12 protein-coding genes and 1 tRNA gene are annotated in these 18,767 nt (G+C 36.6%); 5 read left to right on the top strand and 8 right to left on the bottom strand.

Translation table 11 applies throughout. The features are described from left to right. Nucleotides 1-13: 13 nt before the first annotated feature. From D1013_RS04315 to D1013_RS04285, 7 genes are all read right to left on the bottom strand, one after another. Nucleotides 14-1,342 carry a phenylacetate--CoA ligase family protein gene (locus D1013_RS04315; RefSeq protein ID WP_162987803.1) on the bottom strand — a complete coding sequence of 443 codons (1,329 nt, stop codon included), beginning with the start codon at nucleotides 1,340-1,342 and terminating at the stop codon, nucleotides 14-16. Nucleotides 1,343-1,465: 123 nt separating this feature from the next. Beyond that, nucleotides 1,466-2,731, bottom strand: coding sequence for a WcaI family glycosyltransferase (locus D1013_RS04310; protein WP_121847711.1), 1,266 nt, complete (start codon nucleotides 2,729-2,731; stop codon nucleotides 1,466-1,468). Between the two features lie 67 nt (nucleotides 2,732-2,798). Beyond that, nucleotides 2,799-3,920: a glycosyltransferase family 4 protein gene (locus tag D1013_RS04305; protein ID WP_162987802.1), complete on the bottom strand. Its 1,122-nt coding sequence runs from the start codon at nucleotides 3,918-3,920 to the stop codon at nucleotides 2,799-2,801. A gap of 66 nt (nucleotides 3,921-3,986) precedes the next feature. Continuing rightward, complete coding sequence (locus D1013_RS04300) at nucleotides 3,987-5,384, bottom strand: O-antigen polymerase (protein ID WP_121847709.1); 1,398 nt, start codon at nucleotides 5,382-5,384, stop codon at nucleotides 3,987-3,989. 45 nt (nucleotides 5,385-5,429) lie between these two features. Then, a complete protein-coding gene (locus tag D1013_RS04295) occupies nucleotides 5,430-6,794 on the bottom strand; it encodes a lipopolysaccharide biosynthesis protein (protein ID WP_162987801.1) in 1,365 nt (454 codons plus the stop codon). Nucleotides 6,795-6,813: 19 nt separating this feature from the next. Beyond that, the gene (locus D1013_RS04290) at nucleotides 6,814-9,117 is read right to left on the bottom strand and encodes a GumC family protein (RefSeq protein ID WP_121847707.1); all 2,304 of its coding nucleotides are present in this window, start codon (nucleotides 9,115-9,117) and stop codon (nucleotides 6,814-6,816) included. Between the two features lie 22 nt (nucleotides 9,118-9,139). Then, a complete protein-coding gene (locus D1013_RS04285; protein WP_225621355.1) occupies nucleotides 9,140-10,492 on the bottom strand; it encodes an undecaprenyl-phosphate glucose phosphotransferase in 1,353 nt (450 codons plus the stop codon). 551 nt (nucleotides 10,493-11,043) lie between these two features. On the opposite strand from D1013_RS04285, the gene D1013_RS04280 reads away from it, so the two are divergent. From D1013_RS04280 to mobB, 5 genes are all read left to right on the top strand, one after another. Further along, nucleotides 11,044-12,408, top strand: coding sequence for a methylmalonyl-CoA mutase family protein (locus tag D1013_RS04280; protein WP_121847706.1), 1,365 nt, complete (start codon nucleotides 11,044-11,046; stop codon nucleotides 12,406-12,408). Nucleotides 12,409-12,436: 28 nt separating this feature from the next. Continuing rightward, nucleotides 12,437-14,554, top strand: coding sequence for a methylmalonyl-CoA mutase (gene scpA / locus D1013_RS04275; RefSeq protein ID WP_225621356.1), 2,118 nt, complete (start codon nucleotides 12,437-12,439; stop codon nucleotides 14,552-14,554). A gap of 162 nt (nucleotides 14,555-14,716) precedes the next feature. Continuing rightward, nucleotides 14,717-14,793 (top strand) — tRNA-Arg (locus D1013_RS04270). Between the two features lie 1,142 nt (nucleotides 14,794-15,935). After that, nucleotides 15,936-16,520, top strand: a complete 585-nt coding sequence (locus D1013_RS04260; protein ID WP_121847704.1) for a BfmA/BtgA family mobilization protein — start codon at nucleotides 15,936-15,938, stop codon at nucleotides 16,518-16,520. A 5-nt stretch (nucleotides 16,521-16,525) separates the two neighbouring features. Then, entirely contained in the window at nucleotides 16,526-17,548 is a 1,023-nt protein-coding gene (gene mobB, locus D1013_RS04255; RefSeq protein WP_121847703.1) for a MobB family relaxase, read from the top strand. A 159-nt stretch (nucleotides 17,549-17,707) separates the two neighbouring features. On the opposite strand, the gene D1013_RS04250 is transcribed toward mobB, so the two are convergent. Beyond that, nucleotides 17,708-18,196, bottom strand: coding sequence for a hypothetical protein (locus D1013_RS04250; protein WP_121847702.1), 489 nt, complete (start codon nucleotides 18,194-18,196; stop codon nucleotides 17,708-17,710). Between the last annotated feature and the right edge of the window lie 571 nt (nucleotides 18,197-18,767).

The raw sequence follows: 18,767 nt of genomic DNA, 5'->3' as shown, positions 1-18,767 counted from the left end.
CATCTAAATATGATTAAGTAAATTCATTGACAATCAAAGGTGTTTTCACATTATATCTTTTAATTTTTTTCACCCTTTTGTGCTCAAGTTGAATTTCATATCTAGTTCTTTTTCTAAGTAGCTCAATCATTTTAGAAGCTTCCTCTGCTCCATAACTCGCTTTTCGGGAAACGTAATAAAGGCAAACGGAATAATCAGACTTCTGATACAGCTGTATTTCCTTAAAAAACTTCATATACCCATTAAACATTGCCATTATATGTTCACCCCTTATTAGAAGTCCGGAGGGGGTTTTAATATTTTTGGTTTGCCTACCTTTCACGTTCTCCATCAATGGTAATCGCACTCCGCAACTACAACTAAAATCTAGTGCCTTGCCTTCATCCCCAATCTCATATCTTATTAATGGAAAAGCATAGTTCGTTAAATCGGTCAGTAAAATCTTTCCAGTTTTATTGGGCGGCAAGGGTTTATTATTCTCATCAACAAACTCTACGTGAACTTTGTCTTGCATTATATGAAGACCGTTTTGAGACCTGCATTCTGCTGCGATAAGTAGAATTTCGGTATTACCATATTGATCACAGACTGGCGCTCCAAAAGCTTTTTCTATAATTTCCCTTTGTTCTTCAAACAAAGGTGCTGAAGTAACCCAAACCATTTTCGGAGCCTCTATTTCTATATTATGATCCAATAGGTAAAGAGCAAATTCAAACACTACATCTACATAACCTTGTACCAAGGCAGGTTTGATCCGATTGAATCGTCTAATAAACTTTTCAATCTTTTTCTCATTGAAATCTGCCGCGGCAAAGAATATTCGCCTTGTCGGCCACCAAATAATAGAATTAAAGAACCTTTTCTCAATAGGTCTTTCGTATCTATAAATAAAGGCTTGATTCTCCCATGGCTTTACCCCCCACCAGTTTAAAATTCTCCATCTTGTAGGTGTTTCCGGTCGTCGTTGATCGTGCAAAACTGTCACTGGGCTTCCTGTACTTCCTGAGGAACTAGCTCTTCTGTAATCAGGCGATTTAAGCCCCACCGATTTAATCTTATTAAAGTTGCCTATTAAATCAGTCCTTGTAAGTACAGGTAGCTGGCAAAAGTCTTTTTCATCAATAATTCCTTTACCAAGACTAAGGTGATTTTTGTATTTTTCTTTATAGAAGTCCGAATTTTGGATTGCATGATCAATCAGGCTTTTTCTTCTCTCAAAGTTTAATTTAGAAACATCCCGATTTTTCAAATCATATTCCGCTTCTAAATACTGCTTATTCAACTTAGACATGGCAATCTTTGTTTTGGCCAAAAAGATTATTCGTGCTAAGCTATTCATCATAAAAAACCAGATTTTCTTAGGTTTATATCATTATAAACTATAAAAAATAAATTTATTGACTATGAGTTTATAAGCTAACTAAATTTTCTATAGATATAATTGAACGTCTATTAAATTGTCTTATTATTGATAGTTAAGTAGTTTCTTTTCAAAAGCACCCATCACTTCGTCCAAAGCCAAATATCGTTCGGCATATGTTCTAGCATTTCTTCTCAAAATTGCCTGGCCGTCGTCTTCGTAAATACTCAAAATTCCATTATTCAATGCCTCTTGATTTTCAGCTTTGACCAAAACACCTATTTGATGATTTTGTACGACCTTGTATAAGCTTGATCCTTTATTTGCCGTAATCAAAGCCAGACCGCCGACCGACAAAATGGTGGTCAATTTCGATGGCATAACAAGATCACTTGCATTTTCTTTCTGTATGACCAAATGTAAATCGGCCATATTCAAAAAAGAATTGAATTCTTCTTTTGGCTGTAATGGCAAGAAACGAACATTATTCAAATTCATATTCTGAGCCATGGTCTCCAATATTTCTTTGTAAGGTCCCGTTCCGCAAATTGCAAATTGAATTCTTGTGAATGACTTCAGCTTTTTAGCTGAATGTAATAGAGCATCTAGGCCCTGTTTTTCACCGATAGCACCAGAGTACAACACTACCCAATCATCTGTATTAAAGCCAAATTTTTCTTTTAAACTAGTCTTCGATTTTAATAGGGGATAGAAACTTTTGGTATCTGTCCAATTAGGAAAAAACAGTAACTGTTTCTTAGCTTTTCTTTCTATCCGTGATATCATACCCTCTGAAATACTGCTAATGATATCTGTATTTCTAAATATAAATCTCTCGGTACCAAACAATACTTTTAATAGAAAGGAAGATTTAATCAACCCAAGATCTTGGGCAGCTTCAATCTGTAAATCTTGAATATGATACAGATGCCTAGAACGTCTAAATTTTTTATAAAGAACTCCTAAAATGCCAGATTGAAAGGAGGGGGCTATACTGATCACCCATTCAAATTTCTCTTCTAACAATAGGGGTAACATACGAAATAATACCGAAATCGAAAATGTTGTGTCTAACATCATTCTTTTTACACCACTAGGTTCTTTAGGCACGTACATTGGACATCTAATAACTCTTAGTCGTCCACCAGAACTAAATTGATGAAGCTCTTTTTTGTACCAAAACCTAGAGCTTCTATAAGGCTCCTGTACCTTCCAATCAGGGTAGTAAGGGTAAGCTGTTAGTACTGTACAATCATGACCACGCTCTGCCAACCAATGCATCATCTCCCCAGAATACTTACCAATACCGGTCAATTCTGGTGCAAAGTTATATCCTATAAAAAGTAAACGTTTACTAAAATTTCTATTCATATTTTTTATCCTCGGGATACATCCTTTTTTTAAAAACGAGATTTACCTTATTAAGATTATCTATTCATTAGTCTTGCACTGAGTCAAGCACCTCTAAATACGTCTTCTCTATTTCGTCTAAAATCACTTTTCCGGTAAAGCGTTTGGCATTTTCCTTACTTTTAAATATGTATCCTTCCCTATCGCTTTCGTCCAAATTCAATAAACTATCAATCGCTTTTGCTTCGGTCTTTGCCCATACTGTCAGGTCACCATAATTAACGCTATTGCTAATATACCACGCCGCATCACCGCCAACCTCGTTCATAGGAGCGTCATCAGTTGTAATTACTGGACAACCGCAAGCCATGGCCTCTGCCACAGGCCAACCGAACCCCTCATAAAGCGAAGGGAATAAAAATAATAAGGCACCACGATAACATTTTACGAGCATGTCATTACTTATATTCTTGAAGAAATAAATATCCTCTTTGAATGAGGAAGAATCATAGGCCCTATATATCTCTTGATTTGGCTCGTACCCCACCATAATCAAAGGAAAATCTTTCTTAGTTTGTTTTCTCCATTCTGTATAAAGCAAGATGACCCCTACTCGGTTCTTATAAAAATCATTGCCTCCGACATGTAAAATATATCCCTTATCAAAATTTTCACCCAAGCTCATACCAACCTCCTTTCTAGCCACATCAATATTCCCTAGACTAAATATGGGATCGATAGCATTATAGATTTGATTATTAATAGTTGGTGACCTTTTTAAAAAAGTGACTAGTTCTTGTTGTGTCCGTTTTGATACGGATATAAAATTTTGAGCCTGTGAAACCCCTTTCAAAATTAATTTCTGATAAATTTTACCTGTTCTTCCTGTAGGGTTTTGAGCTATTTGCCCTATTGAAGATTTTAGTGCGGTAAAGTCATGACAATGAACAATATGATATTTGTTTTTCAAAATCGGCATCCACATACCCAAGGCTTGGTCTATTAACACATAAAGGGTGTCTTTAGATAGTCTTTGGGTTCTAAAGAGCAGAACTATCGGAAATAGAATAAACTGATCAATATAACGCAGCCATTTATTGAACTTAAATGGTAGATTTTTATTAGAAAAATATGGTTTCGGAAACCATACCTCGACATTATGCCCCTTTTCAACTAAACCATTCTTCAAGAAGGAAACATACCTTTTCATGCTGTAACCTGTAAAATGCTGATGGTGATTTAAAAGAACTATTTTCATATATACACAAACCAAAAATCATTCAACACCCTGTAATTCGGATGATTTAAAATATTCTCTATTAGTGACTTTATTTGATTTTATAGTTATAAAATTAGTACTATGGATAACATCAATAATTACAACCATAATCAAGAATGCAACGGTATCCGCTAGAATTGCATCAAGCTTAGTTTCAATGGAAAAACTAAGACTAAATAGTGAGTAGACAACATACAAGGCAACTATTGAGTTGCCAAAAATGAATTTATTAACCGCTGTTATGAATTTCCACAATTTATATATAAACAAATAGAAAAATATAGTAATTAAAGCCCCTAGGGTTGAATAATCAGCAAGAGCCAACAATAAAAAAGAATCAGCTGAATCATAACTTATATGCTGTCTATCTTGTAAGACTATTTCTGAGCCAAGTCCCTTACCTGGATTAATAAATTTAGGAATTGCATGATCAATCGCAGATAATGTTATACCTCCCCAAGTTATATCCCTATCACTATCATTTCTCGCTATCCAGTAAATTGCTCTATAAAGATTTATAGCCCTAGTGTCTGTGAGGTCTGATGCACTATTACTAGTTTTACTGTAATTATCAATCCCGTATTCATAAATTTTTTGTACTGAAGTAAATGGTTCTTCTATCTTAAATTCTACAGAAGTGGTCCTGATAACATTATAAAAAGGAAAATAGATGAAATATATAAGAGCCCCAAAAATCAGGGAATAGGATATAAATTTTCGATTTATGACTTGCCGATTGATAGAGTAAAAAACAACAAATCCAAATAGGAAGAATTCAAGTAAATCTCTTCTTGAAAGCATCAAAAAGTTTATCAAAAAAAGAGATAAGGAAATCAATAGTAGTATGTCAATTTTTTTATTCTTCAAATTTTGACACAGCAGTAAAATTGGTATTATTACACCAAATCTGAAAATGGTTGAAAAAAACTTTATTAAGGAAGATTGCTCATATGTTGCTTTAGAGCTTTCATTTTGAATCGTATCGAATGCAGTTATAAAAGAAGTTTGAGGTATATAATATACTAAAGAAACGACGGGAAGTAATATCAGTAAAACCTTAAAAAAAACACTTATTTTGATTTTTGGATATTTCTTTATGAAGTAAGTGATATTAATAGGGCTATTATTATCTGGAACTATCAATGAACTTGCAATTAAGCTGCCTATTAGAAAGAATAACAAATAAAAAAAGACGTAAATGGATGTTTCCGTAGTAAGTATCCCTATAGCATTAAATACCTTCTCATCTGATTTCAAGGGAATAACAACAAAAAAAAGGGTGCTAAAAAGTACTAATAAATCAAAAAAGTTCAAATCCTCTTTTCTAATAACCTTCTTAACTACAAAAAAAGATGGAAACAATAATATAAACGAAAGAGCTTTGATTAAAATCATGATTAAGTATTAATTAAATCCAGCTTTCTTTTAAAACTATATAAATTATGTCAGAAGGCTCTTTTTAATTCTAAAGATAAAGTTCCGTAAATCTCCCAGTCCTCCGCTAAACAAATCATAAATGTTCATTCTCATTAGTTTACAGGCTTCAGGGAGCACTAAAAACAATAAAATAATATCTAGTGTAATTGTTCCTATGGCGGCGCCCACAAGTCCAATTTTTTCGGCCATCACATAAATCGTCCCGACCGAAATTATGGCTCCAGTCAACCCATACAACCCCATTTTCCTTGGTTTGTTAACAGCTCTAAAAACCATCTCCGCTGTATACCATAAAGCGTTTAAAAGCATTCCGGACACAAAAATGTACCACATCGCGCTAGGCACTTCCAATTCATTATTGGTCCAAACTTTATAAAACCAAAGACCAAAAAGAGATAAAAAAATAAAACCGATTACCGAAAGGCCAAAAACACTGATGATGGCAACCCTAAATATTCTTTGTGCCACCCCCCAGGCGTTCTTGCCAATTTGATTTATCAATTCAGGAAAAACTGTCGGCTCGACCAAATACAGAATCTGATTGAAAGATCGACTTAATGTTCTTACCGTGTTAAAAACAGCAACCGACTCAGCACCTAAAACTATTCGCACTACGAATGTGGAGCCTTGAAAATATATTATTTGCCAGAGCGGCAACATTAGATAGCTCAAACCTTTAGTCGTTATATCTTTTAGGATTAAATTATCTCTACGTCCTTTATGCGACTTGAATAAACCGATAACAGATTGACCTTTCAACCAGTAACCAATAATAAAAATTATCATCACCATTAATTGAGACAAGGCAAACTCAACTATTCCATAACCCAAAAGCAATACCAATAGTCCCGCCAATACGTTGGCTAAAGCCTTAAAGGATACCAAATTGATACTTAAAGAAGCTCTTTCGGCCGCCCTGTAGTAAGCCTCTATCAATTGCCTGTAAAAAGAAAGTAATTGTGTGAAAATTAAAATAGATACTGCTATAATCGCTTCTTGGGAATCAATAAGTGATTTACTGAACACATCAAAATAATTCAATAAATACAACACTAAAAAACTTAACAATAAGGCTAAGAGAATGGTTAGGCTTATAACGTAAATCCCTGTCTTATTGATATCTGCTGCCTCTTGCTTTTTATTAGCCGCATATTTCAAAACAAAACTATTAGCTGCTGCAGAGCCAAAACCAAAATCCGAAAAAGCAATAACAGTAGGAACAATGGTTAAGGTCAACCACTCGCCATAATAGGCCGCACCCCAAGAGCTGATAAAAAAAGGAACTAAAAAAAGCTGTTCTAAAACTCTTACGCCTTTTTGAAACACCGAGGCTAAACCATTTTGAAACATCCTCTTCTTAACAGTCATTTCCTAGAATTAAGAATTATTAGACTCCTGATTGATATCCATAGGCACTTAACGTCTCCGTTCCATTCAATACAACCATTGTATTCTTTAATTTTTTCATATGAGAAATTCTCTCCAAGATTTTTAAATGATCCTTACCTGTATAATCTTTTCTCACGATATAAAGAGTACTATCAATAAACTTGTTTAACGCATAAGCATCGGAAATCAAGCCAACGGGAGGCGTATCGATTATTATTCTATCAAATTCATTTCTCAAATGATTAATCAATTGACCCACCTTTTCACTTAACATAAGCCTTCCAACATATTGAACCGACTCTCCCGGAGGTATCACATAAAGGTTTTCAATGGTCTTATGTTTCTGAACAATGTCGTCCACTTCATATTCACGATTAAGGATAAAATCCGTGATACCAGGAGACCGCTTATTCATCATTAAGTTTTCGATTAACTGAGGCTCACGCAGGTCAAATGATAAAACTGCAACCTTCTCGCCATTGAATGCAAGTGTGACCGCAAGATTGGAGGCAATAAAAGTCTTACCCTCACCTTTAATCGATGAGGTTACTAATACCACTTGATTCTTATCAGTTTTGTTAAAATATTCCAAATTAAACCGTAGAAGCTGAAATAACTCTGCTGTAGGCGTTCTAGAGTCTTGAGAAAAGTCAATCAAACCTTTTTTAGGGTTTTTCGAGATTTCACCTAAAACAGGGGCCGACACTAATGCTTCTAATTCTTCAACGTTAGTCACCTTATTACTCAATATATCCTTCGCATAAATAATTGAGAAAGGAAGAAACAACCCTAGTAAAAAACCACCTAGATAAAGAGCCGTTTTATTTGGCGCTACAGGATACATACTTGCCTTTGGAAGGCTCACAATTCTCGTAGATGAAACAGGGGCGGCAAGAGAAAGAACCTCTTCTTCTCTTTTTCGTAGAAGATAAAGATACAGGCCTTCTTTAGTACTTTGTTCCCTACTGATATCTAACAATTGACGCTCCATTGCTGGCACTTTGGCAATTTGAGCATCATACTTATTGGCATTCGATTGTAAATTTCGCATAGCAATTATCAAACCGTTTTTTGCGCTTCGAACATTCTCTAAAATAGCCGAGCTTAATTCTTGGAGGTTACGGTTCATATTCAAAATTAAGGGGTTGCTGCTTGACGCTGATTGAGACAGTTGCTTCTTTTCGAAAAGAGTCTGATTATATTGTTCTATAATGCTGACCAGAGCAGGATCATTAGAACTTAAAGCACCAGGAATTGGAGTGTCGGAATTGCCCCTTGACAGATACTCTTCAATCGACTCCATAACATTAATTTGTGTTTGGTAGTCGGCAATCATTCTTTTATAATCGTTCGCCTGTTCTATGTAAACGTCTGCATTACTACTCACATTGGTCAAATCATTTCTGGTCTTAAATTCTTCAACCGTTCTCTCAACACCACTTATTTCTCCAGATAAGAGTTTAATGCGATCATCTATCATTTTAATAGTGTTTTCGGCCAATTCATTCTCATGTTTGATCATTTCCTGCACATAAGCCTCTATCAGACCGGCAACGATATCTTCTCCCTTAACCTTATTATTACTCAAAAAAGACAGTCCAAGAAGATCTCCAGTTTCATTTACCCTATTTACACTTAAACTTTCCAAGAATTCATTTACTACTATATCAGTATTTCGAAGTACAAAATATAATGGCTTATCTGAATGCTCAAACTCTACTTCTGGTTTAAGGTTAATTGTAAAAGTTGCAAATGGAGCATTAACCAAATCGCCAAAAACATGCGTTTCATTATAGTCAACTCCCTCTAGTGAGGCCTTAATCTCATAATTACTTTCATCTACAATAGATATATATATGGGCTCATCATATATCACTTTTGATTCAGTCTTATCTACCAAGATCTTTAGAGGCACATCGTCACCATACACTTCTACGTCGCGAATATTGCCCTCAATGAAAAAGCTGACATCAAGCCCCATTTGATTGACCACCTTTTCCATCAAACCGGACGAGCTTAAAATTCCAATCTCGTCAGCTACATTATAATTGTTTTTGATTAAACCCAGACTCTTTATACTTTCATTCTCTACCGCGCCTTGCCCTTGGTCTTTATTCTTTACCAATATGGTACTGGTTACCTCAAATTGTGTCTGGGCCGCATAGCGTAGATATAGAAAAACTGCTAATAAACAGAGAACAACCCCTAAGGAAAACCAAGGCCAATATTTCAAATATTTGAAAAATATTTTTCCAAGATTCTTTTCCTCTCGTTCACTAAAACCTTTGTCAAATTCTGTCATAATAAATTACTACTTTACACTACTAATAGGCCTTTTCCTCTCCGGCAAAGACATTATATGCTGTCATGTAGATAATTCTTAAATCCAATCCCAAAGTCCATTTTTCTACATAAAGTACGTCTAAACGGATTCGATTTAAGATATCGCTCTTTTTTTCAACCTCTCCCCTATAGCCTCTAATTTGTGCCAAACCCGTAATGCCAGGTTTCACAAAATGTCGAACTAAATATTTATCTACGGAGGTTTGATAGCCTTCTGTGTGCAATTCCATATGAGGTCGAGGGCCTACTACGCTCATATCACCTAAAAACACATTAATAAATTGTGGTAGTTCGTCGATACTGGTTTTTCTAATAAACTTACCGACCTTGGTTACGCGCATGTCATTCTTGGTGGCCATTTTGGAATCAGATTCCGAATTATTCGCCATCGAACGAAACTTATAGCACCAAAAAACGCGCTTTTTATATCCATGCCGCTTTTGCTTAAAGAACAAAGGGCCTCGTGATTCGGATTTGATTAATATGTACATCAAAGGCACCAACCATGACAACACAAATATCATGACCAAAGAAGAAAAAATCAAATCAAAAATACGCTTAATTACTCGTGAATAGTCCGTATCGAGGGGGACCCTACGAATGTTAAGCACCGGTATTCCGTCATACATTTCCAAGCTCATCGAGCGAGTAAAAACTTCTTTATTATCGGGAATAATCTTAAGCTTTATCAAGTTGTTATCGGCAAAATCTATAAGACGTTGAAGTTCAGATTGGGAAAATTTAGATGCAAGACAATACACTTCATCTATATCATTTTTTGTAATATAGTCAAAGCACTTTGATATTTCTCCTAAATAGGTTGGACTCACCGATGGGCTATCATCAAAAAAACCTTTATATCGATAGCCTAGGTAGGGATCGTCAAAAACCCTTCTAATTTTCTTTAAATTTTTATCTCGTCCAATAGCTAATACGTTCACATAGTTCCCCCCCATAAATCGGTATTTTCTTAAAGCCCAATAAAAGAAGACTCTATATATAGTTAAGAGGAGAAAGATTATCAATAATATCTTAATATGATATACTACTGATATCGCAACCGTGGTACCAAAGCCAAAAATCGCAAAATAGCATAGTCCAAATAAGGTATAAAGGTTGAACATCTTATGGATGTTCGTAAAGAAGTTCTCTTTTCGCTTGGTGGGGTAAAAATCAAGAGCACTGGTTATCAAAAGCCAAGAAAAGTTGTAATATAGAGCATTCAACCCCTGAAGGTAGGTATCGGGAGTAAACAAGAAAAGGGTTCCATTCACTATTAACAAATGTATGAGAATGGAGGCCGGTATAATTAATGCTGAACGCTTGATAGCCATAATGACTTATTTTTATACAACTATTCCGCTTAAATCAAAAAAATCTAGATTGAAACAAATTCATTGAAAAGAACACAACCAATTCGTTCATTTTACCGTTTAATCGATTTTCTTTAATTGTTAGCAATTGAACGTTCATAATTCTCATAAGCAAAGGCTTAGATTTAAGATTTTTGGCTAAATTTCTTTTTCCGAAATGATAGCCTTAACCGGTACGAAGATATATAGGCTAAGGAAAAAAAGATGAAATTATTCTTTAAAAAAAAGTATATTATTTTGATTTTATGATATAAAAACACCTGCTTATATCCATATTCGTTAGCTTTATTAGAAATTGCTCAATCACATTTTTGTTCATATTTCTATCAAATTTAAATTATTGTATTTCAGCGGACTAAATATTATTAATTTTCTAGATTAAGCGTTCAATTGTATAGAACAAAGGAAAATTGCGGTAATTAATTACTCCAGAATATGACTCTAAATCGGTTTATTTTCTCTATAAACAACCAACTGACCTAAATCCCTAATCGAAACATAAAAAAGGTATCATGTTCAAAGAATTCCCTCCCATCTCTGAAAAACAATGGAAACAAAAAATTCAATATGAGCTTGAGGGAGCCGATTACAATAAAAATATGGTTTGGGAGTCTCGGGAAGGCATTATGGTCAAGCCATTTTATCATCAAGACAGTACCGCATATCAGAAATACAAAATTGAGCTAAAACCTAAAAAATGGAATACCTGTCAAACAATCGATGGTGAAAATGTAGATCAAGCTAAACAGTCGATACTTGCAGCGCTAGAGAGCGAAATAGATAGTATATGGATTCAGAACATCAAAAAGTATGAAGATTTAGAAAATCTATTAGCCGACATTAAAATCTCTAAAACAAAAATTCATCTCCAACTATCCAGCTTTTCACTATCGGCTCTAGAAAAAATTAAACGCTTGCCCAACCATGAGCAAATACTTATCCACTTAGACCCTATTTCTGTTTTGGCCCAAACCGGCAATTGGCCCGAAGGCAATCTAAATTGTTTAAATCAGTTTTCAGAACTTCTGGTAAACTCACATGACTCAGAACTATCACATCACCTTTCGATAGACACCTCATTGTACAAAAACGCTGGTGCAACTATTGTTCAACAATTGGCGTATTCACTAGCTCACACGACCGAATACTTGAATTTAATACCGAAAGAGTATTTCAGCAAACCAACATTTAGAGTTTCTTTAGTAGGGAACTATTTTTTCGAGATAGCCAAAATAAAATCACTACGACTACTTTGGTCTCTTCTCGCCAAAGAATTTGAGGTTGAAGAAAATTGCCAAATTGTCGCAACATCCTCAAAAAGAAACAAGACATTATTTGCCCAAAACAATAATTTATTACGTACTACTTCCGAATCAATGGCTGCCATTTTAGGTGGTGCCAATACCATATGCACCCAGACCTATAATCATTTCAATCAAAGATTTGATACAGACGCCGAGCGCATTGCCCGTAATCAATTGTTTATCTTAAGAGATGAAAGTCACCTTACCGGAAAGAACGACCCGGTTGATGGTTCGTATTACATACAAAGTCTGACCGAACAATTCACCCAAAAGGCACTATTACTTTTTAAGCAAATAGAAAAATCAGGCGGCTTTCTCGAGCATTTAAAAAAAGGGCTCATCCAGAAAAAAATTAAGGAAAGTGCAGAAAAGGAACAATTGGCTTTTGACAGGCAAGAAGAAATACTTGTCGGCTCGAACGCCTTTTACTCTGAGTCGGAACCCATGAACTTACAGGTTGATAAAAATCCGTTTCGGGAAAAAAGAAATATTAAAACCCTGATTGAACCAATTATTGAATATCGGTTGTCAGAAAAAATGGAAAAGAAAATTATTCATACAGAGCGCAACTAACTTCTCTTTTACAATTTGCCTAAAAATATTGAAACCTAGAAAAGACATACAACATCTAAATTTAGACCAACTACTAGCTGATAAGGGAAATCAGAAAGAGACCAAACAAGCTTTTGAGCATGTTAATTTTGCAGCAGGGTTTCCTCCTTTTCTTCGTGGCCCGTATACTACCATGTATGTTAACCGTCCGTGGACAATTAGACAATACGCCGGATTTTCTACCGCTGAAGAAAGCAATGAGTTTTATAAGCGAAATTTACAAGCCGGTCAAAAAGGGCTCTCGGTGGCTTTCGACCTTGCCACTCACAGGGGTTACGATAGCGACCACGAACGTGTCATCGGTGATGTGGGCAAAGCCGGCGTGGCCATCGATACGGTTGAGGACATGAAAATTCTATTTAAGGATATTCCCCTAGATGATATTTCCGTCTCAATGACCATGAACGGTGCCGTTTTGCCTATTATGGCATTTTACATCGTAGCTGCCGAAGAGCAGGGCGCAACCATATCGGCGTTGAGAGGAACCATTCAGAACGATATTTTAAAAGAGTTCATGGTTCGCAATACCTACATTTATCCTCCAGAACCGAGCATGCAGATTATTTCACATATTTTCAGTTATGTCAATCAACAAATGCCCAAATTTAATGGGATAAGCATCTCTGGCTATCACATGCACGAGGCAGGTGCCACGGCTGAATTGGAACTTGCCTATACTTTGGCCAATGGACTGGAATATTTGAGAACCGGTCTAAAAGCAGGTCTGAAACTAGATTCTTTTGCTCCTACATTATCTTTCTTTTGGGGAATTGGAATGGACCATTTTACTGAAATTGCAAAAATGAGGGCGGGTAGAATGCTTTGGGCCAAGCTTGTCAAACAGTTTGACCCTAAGAATGAAAGATCAATGGCGTTGAGAACCCATTGCCAGACAAGCGGATGGAGCTTAACCGAACAAGACCCCTTCAATAATATAACGAGAACTACAATCGAAGCGGCAGCGGCCGTTCTGGGCGGTACCCAAAGTCTACATACCAACGCCTTAGATGAGGCTATTGCCCTACCCACCGATTTCTCCGCCCGCATTGCTCGAGACACACAGCTTTTTCTATTGCATGAAACAAAAATTGCAAAGACAGTGGATCCTTGGGCGGGCAGTCATTATGTGGAAGGATTGACCCTTGAGCTTGCAACAAAAGCTTGGACTTTAATTGAGGAAATTGAAGATTTAGGAGGAATGACCAAAGCCATAGAAGCCGGAATTCCAAAAATGAGGATTGAGGAAGCTGCAGCGAAAAAACAAGGTTTGATAGATAGCGGTCAAGAGATTATTGTAGGAGTCAACAAGTTTCAAACAGATAGTGCCAAGGAGATAGAAATTCTTGAAATAGACAATGGCAAGGTTCGAGAGAACCAAATAACAAGGCTCGAACAAATTAAATCAACCAGGAACACCAAAGATGTTGAGGAAGCGCTACAGAACCTGACTCGAGCCGCAAAAAAATCAATACATCGAATAAATGAGGAGAAGAGCCCAATCGACGAAAATGAAAATTTGCTAGCTTTAGCAGTAAAGGCGGCCAGAGCTAGGGCTACTCTTGGTGAGATAAGCAAAGCTTTAGAAGATGTATTTGGAAGACATACTGCCCAAAATCAATCAGTAATGGGAGTGTATAAAAAACAGACGGAAAACGACGAGAATTATAAGAAGGCGGCAAGCCTATCAGACCAATTTGCTGAATTAGATGGCCGAAGACCTCGCATTCTCATAGCGAAAATGGGTCAGGACGGTCATGACAGGGGCGCACGAGTAGTTGCCTCCGGATATGCAGACTTAGGCTTTGACGTAGATATCGCCCCTCTTTTTCAAACTCCGAAAGAAGTTGCGAAACAGGCAATGCAAAACGATGTTCATGTAATAGGCATTTCCTCATTGGCCGGTGGCCATAAGACATTGGTGCCTCAATTAATTGAAGAACTTTACTCTGTTGACAGAGCGGATATTTTAGTAGTGGTTGGCGGAATTATCCCCAAACAAGATCATGACTTCTTGTTCGAGGCGGGTGTCGATTCCATTTTTGGGCCAGGAACCAAAATTGCAGATGCAGCCATCGAAGTTTTAGAACAATTGATCCGTAACAGCTAAAAATCAAGCACTTCATCCATTTTAACAGGCGATTCAAAAAGTTTGGCTTTTTTGCCCTTTCCAAATCTATATTTTTTAGTAAGTTTGCACGCACATTTGAAAAACGGTCTTTAATGAGTCATTTTTCACTTTAAAACAAACATTCAGACCATTACAATATTCGGTCGCGTAGCTCAGCTGGATAGAGCATCTGCCTTCTAAGCAGACGGTCGAAGGTTCGAATCCTTCCGCGATCACCAGTAATCATAGGGCCTCGGAGAGTTTTACTTTCTGAGGCTTATTTTTTTGCAAACAATTTGCAAACAGGGATAAATTTTAACGTTTTTAACAAAAATTGTAGGTATTTGTCTCAAGTTGAAGGTTCTTGTTGAAAAAGTTGAATCAAAATTTCTAGGGAAGTACTTTTAATTTAGAATAATGGAACGAGTTTCCCATCCTGTATTTTTGCCTTTAAAAGTAATGTGTCACCATTTTGGTATAATAATTCTTGAAGGTTCACATTGTTGATTTTATTATCAAAATAAAAATCAACCACACGATGTTCTCCTTTTAAATTCAACAACTGTTTTTCTCTGTATTGATTTATAGAATCCTTGTCCTTTGAACCCAAATCAAAAAGACTAACTGATTTAGTGATTCTATAGGATTTTCCCTTAAGCCCCTTTTTATCCGTAGATACATTCCCTATATTGGATAATATACACGTTTTAAAGTTTATGGGATAGGAAATACCATCAACTTCAAGAAGAGTTTTAGGGTTTCCTTTGATGTAAAATAGGGGGGCTCTATAAATATCCTTTTTCTTTGAAAGAAAAGGATATAAATTTCATGATTCTCTTGCCAAGACAAAAGTTATTACCGAGACTAAATTAGATTAGGAGAACAAAGCTTCCGTATTATAATTGTCTTTTCCGTTATGTTCCCATTTCTGTCAAAGAGGATACCAAGCCTCATTCATATGTAAAATCTACCTTGGTTGTTGGACAACAAGAAAATGAATAAAATTGAATATATTTATAAAGTGTCTTGGAACACAAATAGTACGGCATTGATTATTTGATTTGACTTTCCAAAAGTCCGTACAAACCAAAGAATATTTATGTGGCAGCTGATTTTCAATCAAGCTGTATTTATTCGGTCCCGCTTGCGGGACGAAGGAATAGCAAGAGGGTGATGCGCAGATTGCGCCATCACGGTTGTTTTCAGGTATTCAACAAGTTGAAAACCAGTTGATTGAATGGATTTTGGAATACTGCGCAAAATCAGGGGCTACAGTAGACTTTTCCAAAATCTACAGTAAACCCTTTGGGAAGCCCTGTAAACACTGAAGATTTTTGACGAAAAAATTGACGCAATTTCACTAAAAAACAAAATCGCACCTATGGAAAAGCAAAAAAACAATGATAGAGCAAATAAAGGAACCGGTGGTTATTCCAATATCACAATTAGGAAAGAAACGGCCACACGTTTTCGGACCTATTCCAAAAAGTTCAGCAAATCCCATAGCGAGGTATTGGATGGAATGGTACACTACTTCAAGGAGAACAACCTTGAACCTTTTGGGGAGGGAACAAAGATTATTGTTGACAGTATCAAAAAATTGGAGCGTCAAATGATGAAAAAAATCGATAGGCTCATCGCCATTATCAAGAACATGGAAAAGACCAGTATCCGGCCCACCTATGAAATGATACTGATACTTTATGAGGCCTATGTAAAAATTGGGAGGAAAGCGAGACGGGAACCCGTCAAGATACAAGAAGAGCGAAAGGATTTTTTGGAGCCTAGAAACACTGTTCCGAAAACAGAGCATGATAGAATGTTGCAAGAATTCAAAGAATACAAAAAGCGTTGTACTGAAATCATCGATAATGTGGAAAAGGTGGAGCCAATGATGGGAAAGCCGTACTTGAAAATAAATATGGGCATTGGTGATTTTGAAAGCCTGAAATATCAATTAAGATAACGCTCATGTACCTAACCATCTCAGCACAGAAAATGGGAAGTACCTACAACTCCAGTGTAGGGAACTATGTGGACTATCTGGAAAAGGAAAACGAGGATAGATTGCCCGAACAAAGGGAAGAGTTCTTTGACCAAGAGAACGACAGCTTAAGCCCTCAAACGGTCATCGATGAAATAGATGCCAATACGGCCAAGCTTAGGCAGAAAGACCCAAAATTCTACTCCATAGTGGTCAGTCCCAATAAAAGGGAATTACAGGCTATTGGAAATGACCCAAACCTGCTAAGGGAATACACAAGAAAGCTCATGGAGGACTATGCCAAGAGTTTCCATCGTAACCAAGAGGTCAAGGCCGAGAATCTGAAATATTATGCCAAGATAGAGCATGAACGCACCTATCGGGGCTTTGACAAACAGGTACAGGAAAATGCACCCTACCGAGGGGAGATAGCAAGGCTCAGGAACGAGATACGGAAAGTGGAACGGGGCGAAACCATCGGGAATGTCAATGAGCTTGAAAAGAGGATCAAAGAGCAAGAAAGATTGGCCCCACATAAACAGAACGGACAAATGGTGGCTGGCGGAATGCAAAAAGAGGGGCCACAAACCCATATCCATATCATAGTCAGTAGAAGGGACGTGACGAACACCTATACGCTTTCCCCAATGGCGAAGCACAAAGCATCCGAAGTGGAACTGAACGGAAGGACGGTCAGGAGGGGATTTGATAGGGACAGTTTTTACCAATCGGCCGAAAGGACCTTTGACAGGACAACAGGGTTCAAGAGGAACTATGTGGAATCCTATGTTGGGAGAAAGGCTCATGCCAAGGAACCGGGGAAGTTCTTTGCCAAGGTGATGGGACTGCCCACCAAGGAAAAGGACATGGCCTTCAAACTACTAAAAACAATGGGGGTCAAGGCTCCCAGTATACCGACCAATAAAGTACAGATGGCGGCCAAGATCATAAAGGCCCTTGGAAGAGGTATTGACAAGGCTAGGGGTACGGGTGAGGATATGGGTTACTGAAATCCAAGAGGTAGGTTGCGCCCTATCGGGTTTTTGCTTTACGCTTATCTACCGGACCACTACAAAAACCCGATAGGATCCATGCGCAAAAGTTGGGGGTAAGATTTGGGACGCTTACATCGCTAAACATGGCTTCGTTCGCTTTAATAGCTTTATTATTCAATTTGCCCAGTGTTCTCTAAATTGTTTCCACTCACTTTTTTCAGTCTGCCAATCATAATAAATAGAAATGCCATCCACTAATTTGATTGAGTCATTTACAATTAAAATACTTTTTTTAATTGTTTGAAGTGTATTTGGGATATTTTCAATTTTAAGATTACGAAATTCCCTTAATTCAGGACGGTTTACAAATGTTCCTATCGATACTAAAAATTGGGTGCTGGAGTTCTGGTTTTTTAGTTCTTCGATATCTTTTATTTGACTCACACAATTATTTTCAAAAATATTCTGAGAGTTTATATGGGTGTCATAAAACAAAAATGAAAGTTGGTCAATGTATTTTATTAATATCGTAAGTTCTTTGATTGTGGTTTTGCGTTTCCATGGCTTGGTGTCTGGGGAAGTTGCAACTACAACAGTTAAAATAAATGCATCAGGTAATAAACTACGTAACTGTTTATGGAAATTGTTTACATTTTTTGGCATATTTGATTTTGTCGTCTAACTCTTCTTCTTGAATATTTGCATCCAAATAAGGATTTCATTTTATAATACACTCAAAGTCAAGGTGAATTCTCGGTGTTCCGAGGAAGGAAACTAATTTTTCAGTGTCCTTAAGCGCCTTATTTACCCAAATAGAGTCTTGAAGAAAGACAGTTTTATTTTGTACCCCACCTAACCATGGAAGAATGACGATTTGAGGATAATATTTTTGAAGCTTTTTATGCTCTCTTGAGCAGTTTTTGAAAATGGATATTTTGGCAAATGACCATTCCTCTTATAAGGTCCGGCAAAGAGGTAAACGTATTTTACTTTATTAGATTTTAGTAGTTCGACATATTCTACTAAATCTGTGTCGGATAATTTTTTTCCATTACTTGGCTTGAAACCCCTCAGATAAATACTTTCAGCCCATTTAAATTTTGCGTAAGGAGACTTAACTTGAATTTTCCGAACAATTTTCTTAATGTCATTATCATATACATATAAATATGATTTTCGATTAGAACCTAAGTAACTTAGATATTTCCCCGATATTGACCATTCCAACGGGGGA

Source organism: Euzebyella marina (assembly GCF_003687485.1).
Classification (GTDB): domain Bacteria; phylum Bacteroidota; class Bacteroidia; order Flavobacteriales; family Flavobacteriaceae; genus Euzebyella; species Euzebyella marina.
This window is presented reverse-complemented; position numbering and strand designations above follow the sequence as displayed.